Source organism: Extibacter sp. GGCC_0201 (assembly GCF_017566055.1).
Taxonomy (GTDB): Bacteria; Bacillota; Clostridia; order Lachnospirales; family Lachnospiraceae; genus Extibacter.
Genome location: NZ_JABFCH010000021.1, coordinates 39,093 through 56,888, shown reverse-complemented (window position 1 = coordinate 56,888; position 17,796 = coordinate 39,093). Strand labels below are relative to the sequence as shown.

General features: G+C 49.6%; 17 protein-coding genes. 2 read left to right on the top strand and 15 right to left on the bottom strand.

Features of this window, described 5'->3' with window-relative positions; all coding sequences use genetic code 11:
* Positions 1–39 precede the first annotated feature (39 nt).
* From HJV72_RS13975 to HJV72_RS13965, 3 genes are read right to left on the bottom strand one after another with little or no spacing between them, the layout of a single operon-like run.
* Complete coding sequence (locus tag HJV72_RS13975; RefSeq protein ID WP_208071800.1) at positions 40–1,356, bottom strand: ADP-dependent glucokinase/phosphofructokinase; 1,317 nt, start codon at positions 1,354–1,356, stop codon at positions 40–42.
* 17 nt (positions 1,357–1,373) lie between these two features.
* The gene (locus HJV72_RS13970; RefSeq protein ID WP_208071798.1) at positions 1,374–2,237 is read right to left on the bottom strand and encodes a MurR/RpiR family transcriptional regulator; all 864 of its coding nucleotides are present in this window, start codon (positions 2,235–2,237) and stop codon (positions 1,374–1,376) included.
* Positions 2,238–2,292: 55 nt separating this feature from the next.
* Positions 2,293–3,168, bottom strand: coding sequence for a ketose-bisphosphate aldolase (locus HJV72_RS13965; RefSeq protein ID WP_208071796.1), 876 nt, complete (start codon positions 3,166–3,168; stop codon positions 2,293–2,295).
* Between the two features lie 272 nt (positions 3,169–3,440).
* On the opposite strand from HJV72_RS13965, the gene HJV72_RS13960 reads away from it, so the two are divergent.
* Positions 3,441–4,637, top strand: a complete 1,197-nt coding sequence (locus HJV72_RS13960) for a hypothetical protein (protein WP_208071794.1) — start codon at positions 3,441–3,443, stop codon at positions 4,635–4,637.
* A 62-nt stretch (positions 4,638–4,699) separates the two neighbouring features.
* Here the strand turns inward: HJV72_RS13960 and iadA are convergent, their stop codons facing one another.
* The 4 genes from iadA to HJV72_RS13940 form a co-directional block, all read right to left on the bottom strand.
* On the bottom strand, positions 4,700–5,845 hold the full coding sequence (iadA, locus tag HJV72_RS13955; RefSeq protein ID WP_208071793.1) for a beta-aspartyl-peptidase: 1,146 nt from the start codon (positions 5,843–5,845) through the stop codon (positions 4,700–4,702).
* Between the two features lie 98 nt (positions 5,846–5,943).
* Positions 5,944–6,801: a MerR family transcriptional regulator gene (locus HJV72_RS13950; protein ID WP_208071791.1), complete on the bottom strand. Its 858-nt coding sequence runs from the start codon at positions 6,799–6,801 to the stop codon at positions 5,944–5,946.
* Positions 6,802–6,834: 33 nt separating this feature from the next.
* On the bottom strand, positions 6,835–7,575 hold the full coding sequence (locus HJV72_RS13945) for an ABC transporter permease (RefSeq protein WP_208071789.1): 741 nt from the start codon (positions 7,573–7,575) through the stop codon (positions 6,835–6,837).
* Positions 7,572–8,294, bottom strand: coding sequence for an ABC transporter ATP-binding protein (locus HJV72_RS13940; RefSeq protein ID WP_208071787.1), 723 nt, complete (start codon positions 8,292–8,294; stop codon positions 7,572–7,574). Before HJV72_RS13940 ends, HJV72_RS13945 begins: the two co-directional genes overlap by 4 nt.
* A gap of 360 nt (positions 8,295–8,654) precedes the next feature.
* Between HJV72_RS13940 and HJV72_RS13935 the strand changes: the two genes are divergently transcribed.
* Positions 8,655–8,906, top strand: a complete 252-nt coding sequence (locus tag HJV72_RS13935; RefSeq protein ID WP_208071785.1) for a helix-turn-helix domain-containing protein — start codon at positions 8,655–8,657, stop codon at positions 8,904–8,906.
* Between the two features lie 56 nt (positions 8,907–8,962).
* Here the strand turns inward: HJV72_RS13935 and HJV72_RS20195 are convergent, their stop codons facing one another.
* The 8 genes from HJV72_RS20195 to HJV72_RS13895 form a co-directional block, all read right to left on the bottom strand.
* The gene (locus HJV72_RS20195) at positions 8,963–10,465 is read right to left on the bottom strand and encodes a xylulokinase (protein ID WP_208071784.1); all 1,503 of its coding nucleotides are present in this window, start codon (positions 10,463–10,465) and stop codon (positions 8,963–8,965) included.
* A gap of 16 nt (positions 10,466–10,481) precedes the next feature.
* Entirely contained in the window at positions 10,482–11,534 is a 1,053-nt protein-coding gene (locus tag HJV72_RS13925; RefSeq protein WP_208071782.1) for a 2-hydroxyacid dehydrogenase, read from the bottom strand.
* Positions 11,535–11,547: 13 nt separating this feature from the next.
* A complete protein-coding gene (locus HJV72_RS13920) occupies positions 11,548–12,201 on the bottom strand; it encodes a class II aldolase/adducin family protein (RefSeq protein ID WP_208071780.1) in 654 nt (217 codons plus the stop codon).
* 18 nt (positions 12,202–12,219) lie between these two features.
* Positions 12,220–13,257 carry a 2-hydroxyacid dehydrogenase gene (locus tag HJV72_RS13915; protein ID WP_208071778.1) on the bottom strand — a complete coding sequence of 346 codons (1,038 nt, stop codon included), beginning with the start codon at positions 13,255–13,257 and terminating at the stop codon, positions 12,220–12,222.
* A 4-nt stretch (positions 13,258–13,261) separates the two neighbouring features.
* Positions 13,262–14,791: an FGGY-family carbohydrate kinase gene (locus HJV72_RS13910; RefSeq protein WP_208071776.1), complete on the bottom strand. Its 1,530-nt coding sequence runs from the start codon at positions 14,789–14,791 to the stop codon at positions 13,262–13,264.
* Between the two features lie 241 nt (positions 14,792–15,032).
* A complete protein-coding gene (locus HJV72_RS13905; RefSeq protein WP_208071774.1) occupies positions 15,033–15,965 on the bottom strand; it encodes a sugar-binding transcriptional regulator in 933 nt (310 codons plus the stop codon).
* Between the two features lie 156 nt (positions 15,966–16,121).
* Positions 16,122–16,760, bottom strand: coding sequence for a dihydroxyacetone kinase subunit DhaL (dhaL, locus tag HJV72_RS13900; protein WP_208071772.1), 639 nt, complete (start codon positions 16,758–16,760; stop codon positions 16,122–16,124).
* A 35-nt stretch (positions 16,761–16,795) separates the two neighbouring features.
* Positions 16,796–17,791 (bottom strand): dihydroxyacetone kinase subunit DhaK, encoded by a 996-nt coding sequence (locus HJV72_RS13895; protein ID WP_208071770.1) that lies wholly within the window; start codon positions 17,789–17,791, stop codon positions 16,796–16,798.
* Between the last annotated feature and the right edge of the window lie 5 nt (positions 17,792–17,796).

Below are 17,796 nucleotides of genomic sequence, written 5' to 3'. Positions count from 1 at the left end.
TGAAATTATTTTTCACTAAACAGTCAAAAAAAAGAACTATTACATAAAACATAGCTGCATTCCGGCTACGAAGGTATCTCCAAGCCCAATGGTATATCTCGGCTTCTCCATATACCGCGAAGGTACAAGCACAGCCTCATGTTGCAGCTCCATCTCATCCAGAGCCTGCACAAACCTGATTCCTGTGGGACTTAATGGAAGCTTCAGGCTTTCCCTGCAGTCGTCTATGGTACCATAACGCCCGATGCGTGCCCGTGTCCCAGACATCAGACTCCCAAGCGTAAGCCCCATCTCAACGTCCACCCCTTCCATCATCTCGCCGTAATACAGCGCATAGTCCTTGCTGTGCATCACGATTCCTTTCACCGGGTACAGCTCCAGCATATGATCCAGACCTTTTATTACAGATCTGATGTCATCCTTGTCTACCGGACAGGCTTTCTTACCCGCCAGATCCACCAGCTCTTCCTCATTCATTCCCATAATATCCATATGTCCGGCAAGCGTGTCATACAACAAATCCCTGCATCCGGCACTGATAAAGTGAGCGCTTTCAAAATATATCTTAAGCTGCGGGTTCCTTGATCTTAATGTCCTGTAATGCTTCGCCAGCTCTCCGGCACGCTCCTTCAGGACTTCCGGCTCCACTATGGCATTGAATCCCGAGATATCATAGGAGCACATCATCTGGGCATGCTCTTCCAGATATTCCAGAAAATCCTGTCTTACCGGCATAACCTTGTGCACCTTGTCATATCCCATAATCAGGCGGTTTGAAACCGGCACCTCGTATTCCCTGTCTCCACACCTGATTACATCTCCTTTGTCGTACTGCATAATCAGGTGAATCAAAGGCTCCTCCCCGGTCACGCACTCCTTTATCGGAACACTTCTGTGTCCTTTCACCGATTCTATCCTTTTGTCCTCCAGCCATTTGACCACTTCCCGCGACCGGTCCGTAATGTGGATCAGCACCGGCACCCCTAACGTGCCAAGCGCGGCGGCACCCTGCGCGCATGTCCCCCCAAGTCCGTAATATATGTCAAAATAGTCCTTCAGCCTCTCGATAACCCCGCCGGATGTTATCTCCACCTCTCCCCCAAGTCCGTTCACTGCATAGTAGCTCACGATCTTTGCAAAATCCTGCATGCTTCCAACGGCCTCTCCTTCCTCACAGCACGGTTCTTCCTCCAGATATCGTTCCAGCAATCTGTTAAAGCTATCCACATCCCATTTTACTATGGCGTCCAGATTACTCGTATAGGCCAGCACGGGCCTCTTTTTGGACGCACGGCACCGTTCGATGACATCCGGCACCGACTCAAGGTAGTTCCTGTATTTATCTATGTAAGCCATCTGTATCCTCCGCTTTTTTACAGCTTATATTCACTCAGCAGCAATTCTACGTCGTCGCCGTAGCCTGCCTCCTTATTATCGTCCTTTGCATTCTGGGTCAAGGCATCAAAATGACGATTGATATAGAGAAGCGCGTCGCTCACTGCCATCTCCAGAAGATGGGAATCCGGCTCCGTGTCAAGCGCCTGCTTTTTCTTATCCACAATCTGTATCACACAATCCGCGTGTTCCGCCAGCTGCGTATCCTTCTCGCCCGTAATCACGATACTGTGCATCTGCTTTTTCATGGCCAGCTCCATGGCCTGTACGACCTGTTTGGAAGCGCCGGACCTGGAGATAGCGACAATCGTATCATCACTCGTTCCAAGGCTGACATGATTCAGGAAATGTTCCGGAATCATAGAATACGAACAGGGAATCCCGCAACGTTCCAGGCGGAATCCCAGGTCTGTCGCGATGGGGCTCGTGTTTCCCGCAGCGACGACAAAGACCATCCGGCTCAAACGCAGCAGCCGTACTGCCTTAACCAGCAGCTCAAGATCGATAGCCTCCTCCAGTGCTGCTACTCTCGCGGCACTGGAATCAAAGATTCTCCTTGCAGAACTCAGCATCTCATTCTCATCATACGTGGGTCTTGCCTTCCCCAGATCATGGGACATCAGCAGACGCATCTGGTAGTACCCCTGATAGCCCACATGCTTACACATACGTACTACCGTAGCTTCGCTGCTTCCGCTCTTCCTGGCCAGTTCAGATATATTCATCATGATAGCCTGTTCCGGATTTGCCAGTATATATGCGGCAGCTTTCTTTTCCGCAGAAAATAATTTTTCATAATTGGCCTTGATATTTTCCAGTACAGAATTCCCACGTTTATCCATAATAAAACACCGTCCTACTTCCGAATCTATGATTCTTTTCTTTCATCATAAAGCATTACAGCATTTCATTCAATGAGTAATATTTGACTTTATCGTCATCGTTGAACAGCCTTACTTTGTGCTCGATCACTTTATTCATGGCTGTGACGCTTGCCGGATAAAGTTCAAACGGCTCACGGATCTTCTGGTCTTGCAGCGTCTTTCTCAGTTCCTGGTAGAACGCATCCTTAATGTCGGAAGATATATTGATCTTATTGATTCCCCGCCGGACCGCTTCTGCAATCTCTGAATCCTCGTTTCCCGAGCCTCCATGAAGCACAAGGGGTACCGTTACCCTGCTTTTTATATCGCTCAGCAGTTCCTGCCTGAGCTCTGGCTTCATCCCTGCAGGATAGATCCCGTGGGCCGTTCCTATGGCAACCGCAAGCGTGTCACATCCCGTCTCTTCCACGAAGCGCACCGCATCCTCCGGCTTCGTATATATGATATCCTCCGTGCCGCCTTCGGTATCCCCGTCCGTGGTGCCGATAGTCCCTAGCTCTCCTTCTACAGATACTCCAAGCGGATGCACCAGGTCGCACACCTTCTTTGTAATGGCAACATTCTCTTCAAACGGCAGAGAAGAGGCATCTATCATTACAGAAGTAAAACCGGCCCTTACGGCCCTGACAATCGGTTCCCATCCGCTGTGATCCAGATGGATGCAGACCGGAACGGGCGAGCCGGCGGCCCTGTCGATACACATCTTCAGGAAGCTGTCCCCCTGGAATTCCAGCTCATTCGGATGAATGGCAAGGATGACAGGTGCTTTCAGCTCTTCGCACTTATCCATAACACCGTTCAATATCTGTCCCGTACCAATATTAAAAGCCGGCACGGCAAAGTTTTCTCTGTTAGCTACCGCCAACAGATCTTTCATGTTCAGCAACATATTACTTCCTCCTTGTGCGTACACCTTCTGTTCTGTGAAGGTTTTATTGTTTGTACGATTATCTTATCTTACAGAAAAAACATTGTCAATAATCATATGAAATATTTTTTTATAAATCGGTCATTTTGTCTATTATTTCGTATTTTAATTTTATATTTTTTGTGCTATTATAATTCAAAAGCTATATTTTGAACTTGTATATGAAATTTATTTTCTTTACCATTGGTACTAAATACATATAGCAAATAAATATTCTGAAGGAGGAAATCATTATGAGCAATGTAAGAAATGTATTGGAGCACGGGGAGGGCATCCTGCACCTGATGCCTTCCTGGGTCCCACGCAGCTTTAACGAACCGGGCAGAAGGCTCCGGCTGCACCCCGATGACTACTATGCCCTTGGCATGGACCGCGGCGGCATCTGCGAACGATGGCTCGGCTCTCTTGCAAGGGCACTGAACGGCCCCAAGACCGGTGAAACAGAAGGGATGAGCTTTGTCCTGGAGGATTCCGCCACAAGATCCGTCCGCCTTTTCAAAGACTATGTGGATGAACTAGGGAGCGACCTGATTGGGGACGCCCTTATGTCTAAGTATGGTACGTGGCCGACATTTGCCAAGCTCTATGACTATGACAAGCCGCTGTTCCACCATCTTCATCTGACAGAGGAAAAAGCTGCCAGGATAGGCATGCACGGCAAACCTGAGGCTTATTATTTCCCGCCCCAGTATAACTGCAGCTATCTCGGACGTTTTCCTCTTACGTATTTTGGCTTTGACCCCTCTACCACAAAGCAGGAGGTCATGGAATGCCTGGAAAATTATGACACAAAAGACAATAGGATTACAGAGCTTTCCCGCGCTTACCGCATACAGCTCGGGACCGGCTGGTATACGCCTGCAGGCGTAATCCACGCTCCCGCATCCGTCGTTACTTTTGAACCACAGTGGAACAGTGACGTGAATACGATCATGGAAAATGTTACGATGGGAGAAGTCAATCCTCATAATCTCCTCACAGACTGTGCACCGGAAGAGGAAAAGGAAGACCTGGATGCTATTTTCAATCAGATTGACTGGGAAGAAAGTACAAGACCCGACTATAAAGAGACGTACTTCCGGGCACCAAGATTAAAATGCGAAACGCCTGCGGCGTCAGAGAAATGGATTGCCTACGCCAACGACTGGGTCGCCGCCAAAGAAGTGACCGTCCTGCCGGGGCAGAGCTATACCCTGACCGACCAGGCATGCTACTGCGCTGTCATCGTCCAGGGTCATGGGGCGTTCGGCGTGTTCGAGTGCGAGACTCCCGAGCTTATCCGCTACGGAGATGTCACAGGGGATGAATACTTCATATCTGAGGCTGCCGCGAAGAAGGGCGTCAAGATAGTAAATAAAAGCTCTTACCAGCCGCTCGTGATACTGCAGAACTTTTCTAATAACAATCCCGAAGTGCCGTCAGCCGTTTAGCCGTTCTGTAGTGCAGCCTCCGGGAAGGCGGGGTGCCCGTGCTGTGATATCGGCTCATAATCCTAGCTTTCATATGTGCCCATCTTTTTCAAAACCCCGCCTTCCATCATAACCGTGCCTCTCGCTATCACCGTGTGAAGATCCAGATGTTCTGTAAAGAGCAGTATATCCGCATCCGCCCCTTCTTTTATGCAGCCTTTCTTCGGGTACATGTCGAGCGCTTCCGCCACATGGGAGGTCACATATCCGAGGGCATCTTCAAGGGGCATGCCCAGATTCTTGACCATAAGCCGCAGCTCTTTGTACAGGCTGTCCACTCCCGATACGCCGATATCCAGAAGCGTCCCGTCTTCATCATAGCTTGACCAGCTGCCGTGACCGTCGGAACTGATTGTAATATGTGCAAGCGGAAGCCCTCTTTTTGACGCCTCCGCGATACATTGGCCCGGTGAAGGCTGCCCTTTCATCCCACATGTATAATCTACATAGCCGCCTTTTTCAAGGAATCCGTATCCGGCTTCAAGAAGTGCCTTGTTGCGGTTCACATGGGTGGGACGGAAGTTGCGGATCGGAAGCGTGCTCATTTTAAGGACTTCGTATACCGGTTCCAGCCCTTCCGGCGCATCCCCCATATGAAGTACGACCACTCCCGGCTTCCCACTCAGCATGCCTGCCACTCTGACCCGGCTTGAAATCTGCATCAGCTGTTCCGGGGTCACGTTGGGTGCCCGGTGGTCGGACAGCGCAAGCTTCATTCCAAGCACCTCTTTGACGAACAGGATATCTCTGTCAGGTTCACCTGTTATGGATGGCCCCGGATATCCGTAGGCCCCGGTGAGCATATATGCAGAAACCCCTTCCTCGTTCAGCGCAGCCGTCTTAGCGTACAGGTTCTCCACGCTTCTCGTTATGCCATCGGTGCCGAGAAGGCCGACTGCCGTGGTAATCCCCCCCCTTATCATCTCGGACATGGCAAGTTCCGGGGTACGGGTGTGGAAGCTGCCTTCTCCGCCTCCCCCGGTCACATGGATATGCTGGTCAATCATCCCCGGGGCGAGGAGAAGTCCTTCTCCATCCACCACCCGGCAGTTTCCAGGCAGTCCTTCTATATTGTCTTCTATCATCTCTATCTTTTCATTACATATAAGAATATCTTTTTTTCCAATACTGGCCGGCGCATAGACTTCGGCATTTTTTATTAACAGCATGTCGCATACTCCAATCTCCCGGAAGGGTACTTTCTCAAATCCATATTGCATGATTTCCCCGCATTTGTCAATTCGATACACTGTTAATCTTTATTTTTTTACAGCGGTTCTGCACTTGTTCTCTTTACCGGAAACTGAATCTCCGACAGCCATTCCTCTTCTGATTCCTTGTTCCATACGCCGTCGATATACGATTCCCTCGGATTTCCACATATCTCATACCCATTGTTCTCCACGAATCGGAGCACCTGACCATAAGCCTCCGGAAATCCTTCATAAGAACCTTTGTGGAGGATGCATGCGGCGGTCTCTACCGCCGGCATCACCTTGAACTTTACCGTCTCTGAATCCTGCCTTTTCTCAGTGACGGCCTGGCAGATCTCGACATTGATGTCCTCTTCCCGGTACCCGCCGTCATGGTATATCGTAAAACAATATTCCGGCTCGGCACAGATACATCCGAGACGTTCCATCTCCTGTCCCATGGGAGGCATGAGATTAAACAGGTCCTCATAGCCGTGGAGTGTCGTCTCCACCGAAGCTATGATCACCTCCGGCAGCTTCTTTATGAGTACATGATTTTCCGATTCTATCTTATCGGCAGACAGGTAGCTCTCTACCTGGGCAAGCCTGGCGGTCCTCTCTGCAATCTCAGTTAGAAGCTGCTGCTTTCTGGCCGCCAGCAGCGCCTTCTCAGAAGTGCCTTTTTGTATGGACCTTATCTCTTCCAGAGAAAAGCCCATGCCACGCAGGGCCAGAATCTGATGCATGATCGGCAGCTGCCCTGCCGTGTAATAGCGGTATCCCGAATCGGCATCTACATAGACAGGCTTAAGCAGGCCTTGTTCGTCATAATATCTCAATGCTTTTATCGTCACATGATTCATGGCTGCGAACATTCCAATCTTATAGAGCTTATCCCCCGGCTTATTTTCACAGCAATGTTCCTTTTTCATATCACACCTCCCGATATATAATTATACTACCGATTATTCCCATCGAAATGTAAATTTTGTAAGACAGCAGCAGATAATAGTAATTGCCGCAAGCAGTACCACGATTCCGGCAGTATCTTCCACCTGCCCGCCCATGGATATCTCTTTCATCAGCTTGATTCCCTGCGTCAGAGGAAGCACGGATGCCACTTTCTGAAGTCGTTCCGGAAACAGCTCAAACGGTATGGTAGCTCCGGATAAGAACAGCATCGGAAAATACACTGCTGTCGTTACCACGTTTGCAATCTTAACGGTCCTGCACAGTCCTGCTATGAGCATGCCGATGCTGTACATGGCCGCCATGACCAGCAGGTATGCGCACGCAAACAGCAATACATTTCCTTCCATCCTGTATCCAAATGCGGCCACAGAAATTATCGAAACCGCCGCACAGGAAATGAGCGCGGTCACCGTCCCACAGGTAACTACTGCCGCCAGCAATGCCATCGGACTGCACGGCGTGACAAAAAAGTGCTTTAGGATCTTTTTATCCCGATAATCGGCTATGGTCAGGGGGATTCCCATAAAAGCGCTTGCACAGATTCCTACTGCCGTCAACGAAGCAAACGCACTTTGAAGAAATGTATAGTTCCCACCGCCTGCTGCCTTTTCCCCTGCGATAACTGCTATGAGCACGAGAATGCCGGCAGGCATGGCGACCCCGAATATCAGGCCGTCCGGGCAGCGGAACCCCAGTTTCTGTTCTATCTTATATAATGTCCAAAAACGTCTCATCTCTTTCCCTCCTCTTCCATATACCAGAGATATGCATCCTCAAGGTTATCGTACGGACTGTTTTCCACGACTTCTTCTACTGTCCCTGTAATAATCTCTTTTCCCTGCTTTATGAGCATAATACGGTCACACAGGCTCTCTGCTTCTTCCATATAATGCGTCGTGAGGAATATCGTCATCCCTCTTTCCTTTAATCCTTTCAACGTCTGCCATACTTCCCTGCGGGCCGCCGCGTCAAGTCCTGTCGTAAGTTCATCCAGAAATACAAGCTCCGGCCCCGGAAGCAGGGCAAGGATGACGGACAGCTTCTGCCGCTCTCCGCCCGACAGCTTATCTACCGGCTGCCTCAAGAATTCTTCAAGCTTGAACTGGCGAAGAAGTTCCCGGTAGTCAGCCGGAGACTTATAGAGTGCGGACAGCTCTTCGCATATCTCCTCCACCCGTATATTGTTTTGAAAATTAGATGACTGGAGCTGTACGCCGACACGCTCAAATATCTTCTTCCTCTTTGCCGCAGGATTCATCCCTACGATTTCGGCTGTGCCGCCATCCGCTTTTTTTAGCCCGAGAGCTGTCTCAATCGTCGTACTCTTGCCGGCCCCGTTCGGACCGAGCAGGCCGAACACTTCCTTCCTGCTCACATGAAACGACAGCCTATCCACCACGACTCTCTTTCCAAATCTCTTCGTAAGATTCTTTACCTTCATACATGATTCCATCCTATTTTCCTCCTTACAAAGATATCCTACAGTCTCCTCCAAGGTCAGGGTCAAGTGCTATTTCAAAATAAAAAACCGATAACCCGGCCAGCCGGTTATCGGTCATCTCTTCAAAGACATGCAGATCTGCACTATAGCAATACAAATTGTAATGATGAGCCCCAGAAGCAAGGGCACTATCCCAACAAGCATGCAGCATTCATTTAAACTATACATATTGTCCACTCCCATCATTCTACAATAGTTTAAAACTGACATCTACAAGATGTCATATTTTCAACTATTTTAACATAAACTAAAAATAATGACAAGTAGTGAATGTCATTTTATTTGACACCACCTATGACGGAGGGCTTCTCAATGTATAAAAATAAAACGACGAGCGGAAAAAATAACTTATGCGGCAATAAGCTCAGCATGCTTAGAAAGCAGCTTACTCCCAAAGTTTCGCAACGGGCTTTTGCAGACAAGCTGCAGCTGAAAGGAATCGATTTAGATAAGAACGCGATTCAAAGAATCGAATGCGGAAAAAGATTTGTGACAGATATAGAACTCAAAGCATTTGCCCAGATTCTAAATACGACTGCCGATGAACTGCTCAGTGGGGAGTAACATGCAGCATAGGTAAAGGCCCATAGGACACGCCTTATCCTATGGGCCTTTGTCAATCATATCTTTACAAGTGCCTTAAACTCATCCTTCAATGCCTTGTACGATTCCACATATATGTGGTACATCTCCCGGTAAGGCTCTACCCATTCTTTTACCGGTTCCACCGTACGTTTGATCTTAAGGCTGGCAGCCGATGCCTCTTCCGGGCTTTCGTATTCCCCCATAAAGGCGGCATTCATGTAGGACAGCCCTCCGGGCGCACCCAGATTCACTTCCGGCAGCTTGATTTCCTTATCGATCACAGATGCCTTGATTTTCAGCCAGATGTCGCTCTTGCTGCAGCCGCCGCAGCAGATGATATCGTGGATTGGAATTCCGATTTTAACCGCCTGGTCCAGATTGTCCTTCAGCGCAAAGCAAGTTCCTTCCATAATAGAGCGCACCATCTCCGCCCGGTTCGTATTCAGGTTCAGCCCTATGAAGGTCCCTCTCGCGTCCGGATCCCAGATAGGGGCCCTCTCCCCGGCCATATAAGGGAGGAATATTATCTTTGACGGATATTTCGCCATCTTTTCTATCTCTCTGTTAATCCGCTGATAGGAATCTTTTCTGATGGTCTCTCCGCCATACAGCGCGTCCCTGAACCACTTAAGAGACCCGCCTGCCGTATTCATCGCCCCATAGAGGATAGTGCTGTTCTCTCCCCTTCCTTTCAGGTATGACAGTTCCCGCGCCGTAACCAGCTTATCAAATCCGATCAGTACGACAGAGCTCGTACCGCTCATCTCCGCTATCCTCCCCCCTTCATATACCCCTGCTTCCAGACCTGCCGCCGTGGCATCCACGGCCCCCGCCAGCACCGCTGTCTTGACAGACAGTCCTGTGAGCGCCGCCGCCTCTGCCGATACGGTACCTATCGGTTCACAGCACTGGTACACATCCGGCATCAGAGAGGCATCCGCGCCGATTGCATTTAACAGCTCATCGCTCCAGCAGTTATGATGAATATCGTATATCTGGGTCAGCGAAGCATGCGTGTCGTCTATAGAAAACGTCCCGGTCAGCTTATAATTGATATATCCGTTTACCTGGAGCACCTTGTGGCACTTATCCATGATTTCTGGCTTGTGGCGAAGGAACCACATGAGTTCTGTCAAAGTAAAATAGGTGTCGAGGCGGTTCCCGGTAATATCGAATATCTTATCCTCCCCGACTACTTCCTTTATAATCTCATATTCTTCCTTGCTTCTCCTGTCCATCCAGATCAGCGCATCATGCAGCGGCCTTCCGTCCTTGTCCACCGGAAGTACGGCAGGCGCCTGGCTGCTTACCGATATGACCTTTATATCTTCCGGATTGACCCAGCTTTTTGCCAGTACCATACGAATGCACTGTACGGCCGCATCCCACCAGTTCTCAGGATTCTGCTGTACCCAGGAAGGCTCCGGCAGAAGCGTTTCATATTCTTTTCCCGCCTCCGCGGCTACCTGGGGGCCTTCTCTGAACAAGATACATTTGACCGTTGTCGTCCCGATATCTATCCCTATGGAATACCGCACTTTTTATCCCTCCAATCTAGGAGAGCACCTCCGGATTACAGATAAACCGGGGAGGTTCTCCAGCAAGCAGCTTCTTCACATCATGTAACGTAATCTCTGTCTGGTGTCCTACGATGTCCCTCGCAGATCCTGCCAGATGAGGGGTCAGCACTACATTTTTCAGGCCAAGGAACTTGTCACCTGAGGGAATCGGCTCAACCGGATATACGTCCAGCCCCGCCCCCGCGATCCGGTTTTCTTTCAAAGCGTCGTATAAGGCATCGTAGTCGAGCACTTTGGCTCTTGCCGTATTCACAAAGTAAACAGTCGGCTTCATAAGCGCGATTTTTTCTCTGCTGATAAGGCCTTCTGTTTCAGGGACGACATTACAGTTGACACTGATAAAATCCGAATCTTTCATCACCGTATCAAGATCCGCTTTTTTCGCTCCAAGATATTCCATATCCTTCTGGCTTACATATGGGTCATATATAAGGAGTTTCATACCGAGCGCCCTTGCACGTCCGGCCACCTCCCTCCCAATCATTCCAAATCCAATCTGGCCGAACGTCTTCTGGTACATCTCCGGCCCTCCTCCGTAGAGGGCGAAGGGTGCATCCGGATCCATAGACCACTCGGACATCGTCTCGGCTCGCTTGCCGCTGCCGTCGTTATAAGATACTCCTGTCAGATCATCTGTATATTTCAGCAGATGGTCTGTGAGGCTTATATTTTTGGATACGCACATGAGCAGCGCTATGGTATGCTCTGCCACCGCTATGGCATTACGTCCGCCTGCCCGCAGCACAGGAATCTTCTTTTTCGTGGCAGCCTCGATGTCTATGCTCGCGAAGGCTTCGTTACGGCAGCACACGATGATTTTCAATCGGTCGGCCGCTTCGATTACTTCATCCGTTATATCCTCGAATTCTGTTATCAGGAGCTCTATCCCCTTTATCTTTACTTTCATCTCCGTCACCGGCATCTTCTCTCCCGTCACGCCATAGCCGGCAAATGCATAATCTGTAGTAACCGTTTCCAGCAATTCAGTATACTGCCTGTCAAACCTTGCTGTAATCAGCGTCTTCATTCTGTCTCCCCTCTCATCTCTGTCCGTATTTGTTTAGAAAGAAGTCATGGAAAAAGTCAATATCCTCCTGAGATATTTCCACTCCGCCTCCAATGCTCTGGCTATTGATATATACCATGGCCGCCTTTTCCAGCACCTGGGAACCGACGTATGCCTCAGGAAGCGTCCTCCCCACCGTAATGGCCCCATGATTGGCAATCAGGGCTCCTGCCCTGCCTTCTAAGGCTCCGACTACGGCTTCTGCCATCTCTTTTGTGCCCGGCATGGTGTATGCGGCAAGACGCACATCGCCTCCCAGAATCTGAACCTGGTCGTCGCAGATAGGGGGGATGGACTTTCTGGCCGCGGCTACCGTGAGGGCGTATGTAGAATGCGTATGCATGATGCCATTTACTTCCGGCCGGTCCAGATAGATAGCGGCGTGCACGACCGCTTCGACAGAAGGCTTCAAGCTTCCTTCATACGCAAGCGTCTTCATATTGACGATCACCATCTCCTCCGCGGCAAGCCGCTCGTAATCCATGCCGGACGGCGTGATGACCATATGCTCGTCATCTACCCTGCCTGATATGTTTCCCCACGTTCCTGCAACGAGCCCGCTGTGGTACATCTCCAGGGCAGTATTACACACTTCAATCTGCATCAGTTTTGCTTTTTCTCTGTTCATCTTTCTTCCTCCATCTTCTTAATATCTGTACTGATATAACAGATGCTCTCCTTTGAGGAACCTCTTTATATCAGATACGATCTGTTTTGTATGGTTCACAAGCACGTCATCGGTCGCTCCGGCGATATGAGGCGTGACGACCACGTTGTCAAGTTCTGTAATATACGGATGGTTCCCCGCAATCGGCTCACTCGCATACACGTCAAATGCCGCTCCAGCAATCCTGTTATCTTTCAGGGCATCTATGAGGGCCGCTTCGTCAAGAATCGCTCCCCTCGATGCATTGATAAAATACGCGGTAGGTTTCATCAATGCGATCCTTTCCCGGCTGATGATTCCTGTCGTCTCCGGGGTGACTTTCATATGGCACGTAATGAAATCAGATTCTTTCATCAGCTCTTCTACTGATGATGCTTTTCTTATCCCTATCTCTTCTATCTCCACTTCTCCGACAAAGGGATCGTACACAAGAAGTTCCATGCCAAAGGCCCTGGCAATACGTCCGACTCTGCGGCCGATGCTGCCGTAGCCCAGGATGCCGAGCGTCTTTCCTTTCAGCTGCGTCCCTTTGAACACCATGTACGGAGCATCCAATTTCATATCCCAGATTACGTCTGCCTTCAGGCCATCCTTTGTCTCCTTCCTGGCATCCGGGTTTCCTGTATATTTTCCATCCTTTAATGCTTTATAGGCCATAGGTATCTTCCTGGCCGCCGACAGCATCAGGCCTATCGTCATCTCCGCAGTCGAGTCGGAGTTGCGTCCCGGCGTATATAGGACGGGGATATTGCGCTCCCTGGCAGCCTTTATGTCCACATTGACCGGTGTGGCTCTCGTACAGGCTATCAGTTTGAGATTTTCTGCATGTTCAATCACATTTCTTGTGATGTCATCGTAGCTGGTGATGATCATGTCCACATCTCTTGTCTTTTCCATCAGCTCCTCTTCCTCCATCTTAGGAAGGCCAAGCGCCCATCCGTCTTTGATGACCTCCCCGGCCTGATACAGCGGTTTCAGCTCCTCTTCATCGTACTCAGCAGTAAAAAAAATCTTCATAATATTAGTCCTCCTTGATGGCTTTCATTTTCTTGTTCATCTGATGCCTGTAGTCCCATATTTCCTGGTTATGTATCCGAACCCTTTTATACAGTTCATATAAGAGATCGTACTTCTTAACATTCGATGGACCCGGAAGATAGACATGTTTGAACTTACAGGCTTTTCCCGCGGCATCATCATAATCCCTGTACAGTCCCTGGCTTACGCCCGCCATAAGCGCCACGCCTTTCGCCCCCAGTTCTTCGCCGGCCGGAATCATAACTTTCATGCCGGCCACGTCTGCAATCATCTGGGCCCATACCGGACTCTTGGCTCCTCCCCCGGCGAGATATATTGTTCCGCTTTTATCTACGTGCTGGAGGCAGTCCCGGATGGAAAGGCTGATTCCTTCGTACACGGCCCGGATCAGATGGTCTCTCGTAGTCACCTGGCTGATGCCGAAGAAGCTGGCTCTCGCATATGGGTGATAGAAAGGGGCGCGCTCTCCTGCCACGCTGATGTAAGGGTGATACACGACGCCTCCGCATCCGACCGGTGTCCTGTCTACGATTCTGTCTATCTCATTAAAATCTTTTGTAAGAGCTATGTTCTCTAGCATCCAGTCTATATTCGGCGTCCCGTTAAGCGTAGGCTGCAGTTCCACGTACAGATCGCCCAGAGGATGCTTTTCATATCTTGTATTCTCTGCTCCAAAATGGCAGTCCTCTTTTTTCAGGACTATTTCGCTTGCACACGTCGTGCCAAGAATCACACAGACATCTTTTTCATGGATAGCCCCGAGCCCTACAGCCGTCGCGGAAGTATCCAGCGCTCCAGCAATAACCGGTGTTCCCCTTTGAAGCCCCACTTCATCTGCAAAGGAATCCAGAACAGTCCCTGCCACTTGGTCAGACCGGACCGGATCCGGAAGGTAGCTTCTGTATTCGAATAGGTCCAATGCTTCCATAAGCTCATCTGCGATAGCCCCGCTCCCGACATCTACCAGCGAGGTAAGGCTGTCCGTAATCTCAGCCCGGATCTCACCGGTCATCTTATAGCGTATCCAGTCTTTGCAGAATATGAGATGTTCCGCATGATCGAGGATGTCTTTCCGGTTATTCTTCATCCATTTTAATAGAATCATCTGATTGCCAAGCAGCGGCGGCGTACCGGTAGTGGTATGATAGAGCCTGCCGATTTCCGGACAGTCTTTTGTAATCGCCTTAACCTCATCCACCGCTCTGCCGTCGCACCATAGTATAGCGTTCTGCACCGGATCCCCTTTGCTGTCAATCAGCCAGCATCCCTCCCCCTGGCCCGTCACGCCGACTGCGATTACTTCATCACCGCCGCAGGTTCCTTCCTCTATGACAGCTTTTATGCAACGCTTCACCTTTTCCCATATAAGGTTCATATCCTGTTCCATCTGGTTTGCAGTACCATTGACTGGCTGGCTCTCCCTGCTTGACACACACACTTCATTTCCATACTCGTCAAATAGAACAGCCTTTACATTTGATGTTCCGACATCAATCCCAAGAATATATTTCATCTTACAGCCTCCCGAAAGCTATCATGAACCGGTCTTTTATACTCCACGACTCACTTCTTATCATTTGAAATGTTACATATGTAATATTATCTTACATTTGTAATTTCAGTATATCACCTCATACACTTTTGTCAATTCCTTTCTTATAGAAAAAGAATGTCGCGGTTTCCAATATGAAAAAGCGCCATCTGGACTTCCTGCCCAGATGGCGCCGTAACTTCTTCTTGATTGTATTTATATGTTAAAAGCTGTCCATGACCTGCCTTGCCGTCGTCACATCTACTATCAACGTGTTGATGGTTCCGGTACAAAGAGCTGCCTGTATCGCCTCTACTTTCTGCCTGCCGCTTGCAATCAGGACGGTATTCTTAATTCCTTTCAGACACTCCATATCTGCATTCAAAAGTCTGTCGCTCAAAGGACAGTTGTCCCAGCTTCCGTCTTTCCTGATTGGATTCATGGCTATATCGCCCACAAATCCCCGTTCTCTCAGTATCCGTACGTCATTTCTCGTTATGTGCCCGCTCGTGCACATGGTAGACTGTTCTGTAAGCTCTCCAACCCCAAGCAGCGCCACATCGCACTTCTGCATAAGTTCACAGGATACTTTGATGCTTCTTTCCTCCATGAGCCATTTTTTCGTCTCCGCGTGTTCCACCACAACCGGGGCGTACAGCATATAGCTTGGACAGTCCAGCCTGTTGGCAAGCCCCCTGGCTATTTCATCCGACTTCTCCACGAAATCCTCTATGTTCTGGGCACCGATAAGCTGTACTACCCGGCATTCGCTGCGCCTTTTGAATTCCATCTGCTTGACGACTTCCGACAGCGTATGCCCCCAGGATACTCCGATGATATCTCCCTGCTTGATATTTTCATCCAGATACTGGGCTGCTACATTAGCAACTTTGTAGATAGCGGTACTGCTTTCACCGTAGTCCTCCGTAACAAGTACCTCCTTTAAGCCAAAACGTTCCTCTAACCTGCACTCCAGCTCCACATTATCCCGCTCATAACCGTGGATATTGATATTTACAACGTCCAGATCGATAAGAGAGCTGATAATCTGGTTCACTTTCTGCCTCGTAAAGGAAAGACGCTTTGCAATCTCATCCTGAGTCATTCCAAGCGTATAATACCAATACGCTATTTTTATATACAGGTTCCTTTTCATAGTGCCTCCTTGTTAAAAACCTAACTATATTCTTATCTTAATTAGAGTATAACATTGCTTCTTTATATTTTCCACTTATTGTTTACAGCCAAAAAAACCCAAAATGCCCTAAACAGGCACCTTGGGTTGGTGTTCTTATGTAGTTCATTACATGCATTACAGCAGCTCTGATATTCCTTCTGCCATTGCGGACAATAGGATACAGCATGATGTGGCTCCGGCGTCAAGCACCCCTCTGGAGCGCTCTCCCAGACGGCTGGAGCGCCCGAACTTTGCCACCATATCCTTTGTACTGTCGCGCCCGGCCTCCGCAGCAGCCTTCATCTTCTGAAGCGCTGTTTCGTATCCTTCCCCCGCTTCTTGCGCCTGCTTTACCGCGTCTACCGCAGGAGAAAGCGTGTCTACCAGCGTCTTATCTCCCACCTGTGCCTCCACGATGTCGTGCAAGCCGTCAAGCCCTGCCGCCAGCATATTGCCAAAATCAGCCACGCTGATGTCCTCCAGGCTTTCCCCTGCCTCTGCCATATCCATCAGAATTGTTCCATAGATAGGACCCATGGAGCCTCCTATTTCATTCAGCAGTATCATTCCCAGTTCATCCAGCCCTTCTGTAAAGCTTATGTCCTCCTCTGCAAAACGGGCTTCAAATACAGAAAACCCTTTGTTCATGTTCATACCATGGTCCCCGTCTCCAATCAGGCCGTCTACCTCGCCGAGATATGCTTTATTCTCCTGGATGGCCTTGACCATTTTCAGTAGTACCGGCTTGCCGTCTGCATTTTTAAATGTGCTCATCACATTAACCCCTCCCTGTTTGTTGTCGGTTCGTCCTATCTTTGTTTCAGCCCCATGCTGTAGGCCGGCATATCCAGCAGCTCCTTCAGCTCCTCATCCAGCTTCATGATAGTCAGCGTCGCCCCCATCATCTCCAGGGACGTGAAGTAGTTACCTACATATGCTTTATGGGTTTTGATTCCCTTCTCTTTCAGAAGCTTGTCAATCTCATCATATAATACATACAGTTCCATGACCGGTGTTGCTCCAAGACCTGACACAAGCACTGCCACCTCGTCCCCCTCTGCGAAAGGATAATCCGGCAGCACCACATCGACCATCCTCCTGGCCATCTTATCCGCCGTCTCCAGCGGACATACCTCGATTCCCGGTTCCCCATGATGGCCGATGCCGACTTCCATCGTCCCATCCTTGATCTCAAAATTCGGATGGCCTACTGCCGGAAGCGTACACGGTGTCAGCCCGATACCTACAGAACGGGTATTGTCGATGGCTTTCTGGGCTGCTGCAATCACCTCGTCCAGATTACCGCCTTTGGACGCTTTTGCACCGCCTACTTTCCACATCAGCACCTCGCCGGCCACACCGCGGCGTTTCTCTCTCTGGTCTTTTGGTGCAGATGCCACATCGTCGTTGGCCACAACCGTCTTTACCGTAATGCCGGCCTTTCCGGCCATCTTCACCGCCATCCTTACATTCATGTTATCTCCCGAGTAATTGCCGTACAGACATGCAACTCCCTTTCCCTGGTCCGCTGCCTTGCAGGCATCGAGGAATGCTGCTGCGGTAGGGGAGGAACAGATCTCCCCTACGGCTGCCGCATCGCACAGATTCTCCCCAACGTATCCGATAAAGGCTGGCTTATGCCCGGAGCCTCCTCCGGTTACCACGCCGACTTTTCCTTCCGGAATATTCTTTGCCTTAACGACCCTCGGATTGTCCGTTGCCTCCACGATATCGCCATGCGCTTTCAGAAATCCTTCCAGCATCTCATCTACAATATTATCCGGGTTGTTTAATATACGCTGCATACACT

Excerpts from the sequence above, each read along its gene's own strand:
- HJV72_RS13975 (WP_208071800.1), bottom strand. The coding sequence starts at position 1,356 with ATGGCTTACATAGATAAATACAGGAACTACCTTGAGTCGGTGCCGGAT.
- HJV72_RS13970 (WP_208071798.1), bottom strand. The coding sequence starts at position 2,237 with ATGGATAAACGTGGGAATTCTGTACTGGAAAATATCAAGGCCAATTAT.
- HJV72_RS13965 (WP_208071796.1), bottom strand. The coding sequence starts at position 3,168 with ATGTTGCTGAACATGAAAGATCTGTTGGCGGTAGCTAACAGAGAAAAC.
- HJV72_RS13960 (WP_208071794.1), top strand. The coding sequence starts at position 3,441 with ATGAGCAATGTAAGAAATGTATTGGAGCACGGGGAGGGCATCCTGCAC.
- iadA (WP_208071793.1), bottom strand. The coding sequence starts at position 5,845 with ATGCTGTTAATAAAAAATGCCGAAGTCTATGCGCCGGCCAGTATTGGA.
- HJV72_RS13950 (WP_208071791.1), bottom strand. The coding sequence starts at position 6,801 with ATGAAAAAGGAACATTGCTGTGAAAATAAGCCGGGGGATAAGCTCTAT.
- HJV72_RS13945 (WP_208071789.1), bottom strand. The coding sequence starts at position 7,575 with ATGAGACGTTTTTGGACATTATATAAGATAGAACAGAAACTGGGGTTC.
- HJV72_RS13940 (WP_208071787.1), bottom strand. The coding sequence starts at position 8,294 with ATGGAATCATGTATGAAGGTAAAGAATCTTACGAAGAGATTTGGAAAG.
- HJV72_RS13935 (WP_208071785.1), top strand. The coding sequence starts at position 8,655 with ATGTATAAAAATAAAACGACGAGCGGAAAAAATAACTTATGCGGCAAT.
- HJV72_RS13925 (WP_208071782.1), bottom strand. The coding sequence starts at position 11,534 with ATGAAGACGCTGATTACAGCAAGGTTTGACAGGCAGTATACTGAATTG.
- HJV72_RS13920 (WP_208071780.1), bottom strand. The coding sequence starts at position 12,201 with ATGAACAGAGAAAAAGCAAAACTGATGCAGATTGAAGTGTGTAATACT.
- HJV72_RS13915 (WP_208071778.1), bottom strand. The coding sequence starts at position 13,257 with ATGAAGATTTTTTTTACTGCTGAGTACGATGAAGAGGAGCTGAAACCG.
- HJV72_RS13910 (WP_208071776.1), bottom strand. The coding sequence starts at position 14,791 with ATGAAATATATTCTTGGGATTGATGTCGGAACATCAAATGTAAAGGCT.
- HJV72_RS13905 (WP_208071774.1), bottom strand. The coding sequence starts at position 15,965 with ATGAAAAGGAACCTGTATATAAAAATAGCGTATTGGTATTATACGCTT.
- dhaL (WP_208071772.1), bottom strand. The coding sequence starts at position 16,760 with ATGAGCACATTTAAAAATGCAGACGGCAAGCCGGTACTACTGAAAATG.
- HJV72_RS13895 (WP_208071770.1), bottom strand. The coding sequence starts at position 17,791 with ATGCAGCGTATATTAAACAACCCGGATAATATTGTAGATGAGATGCTG.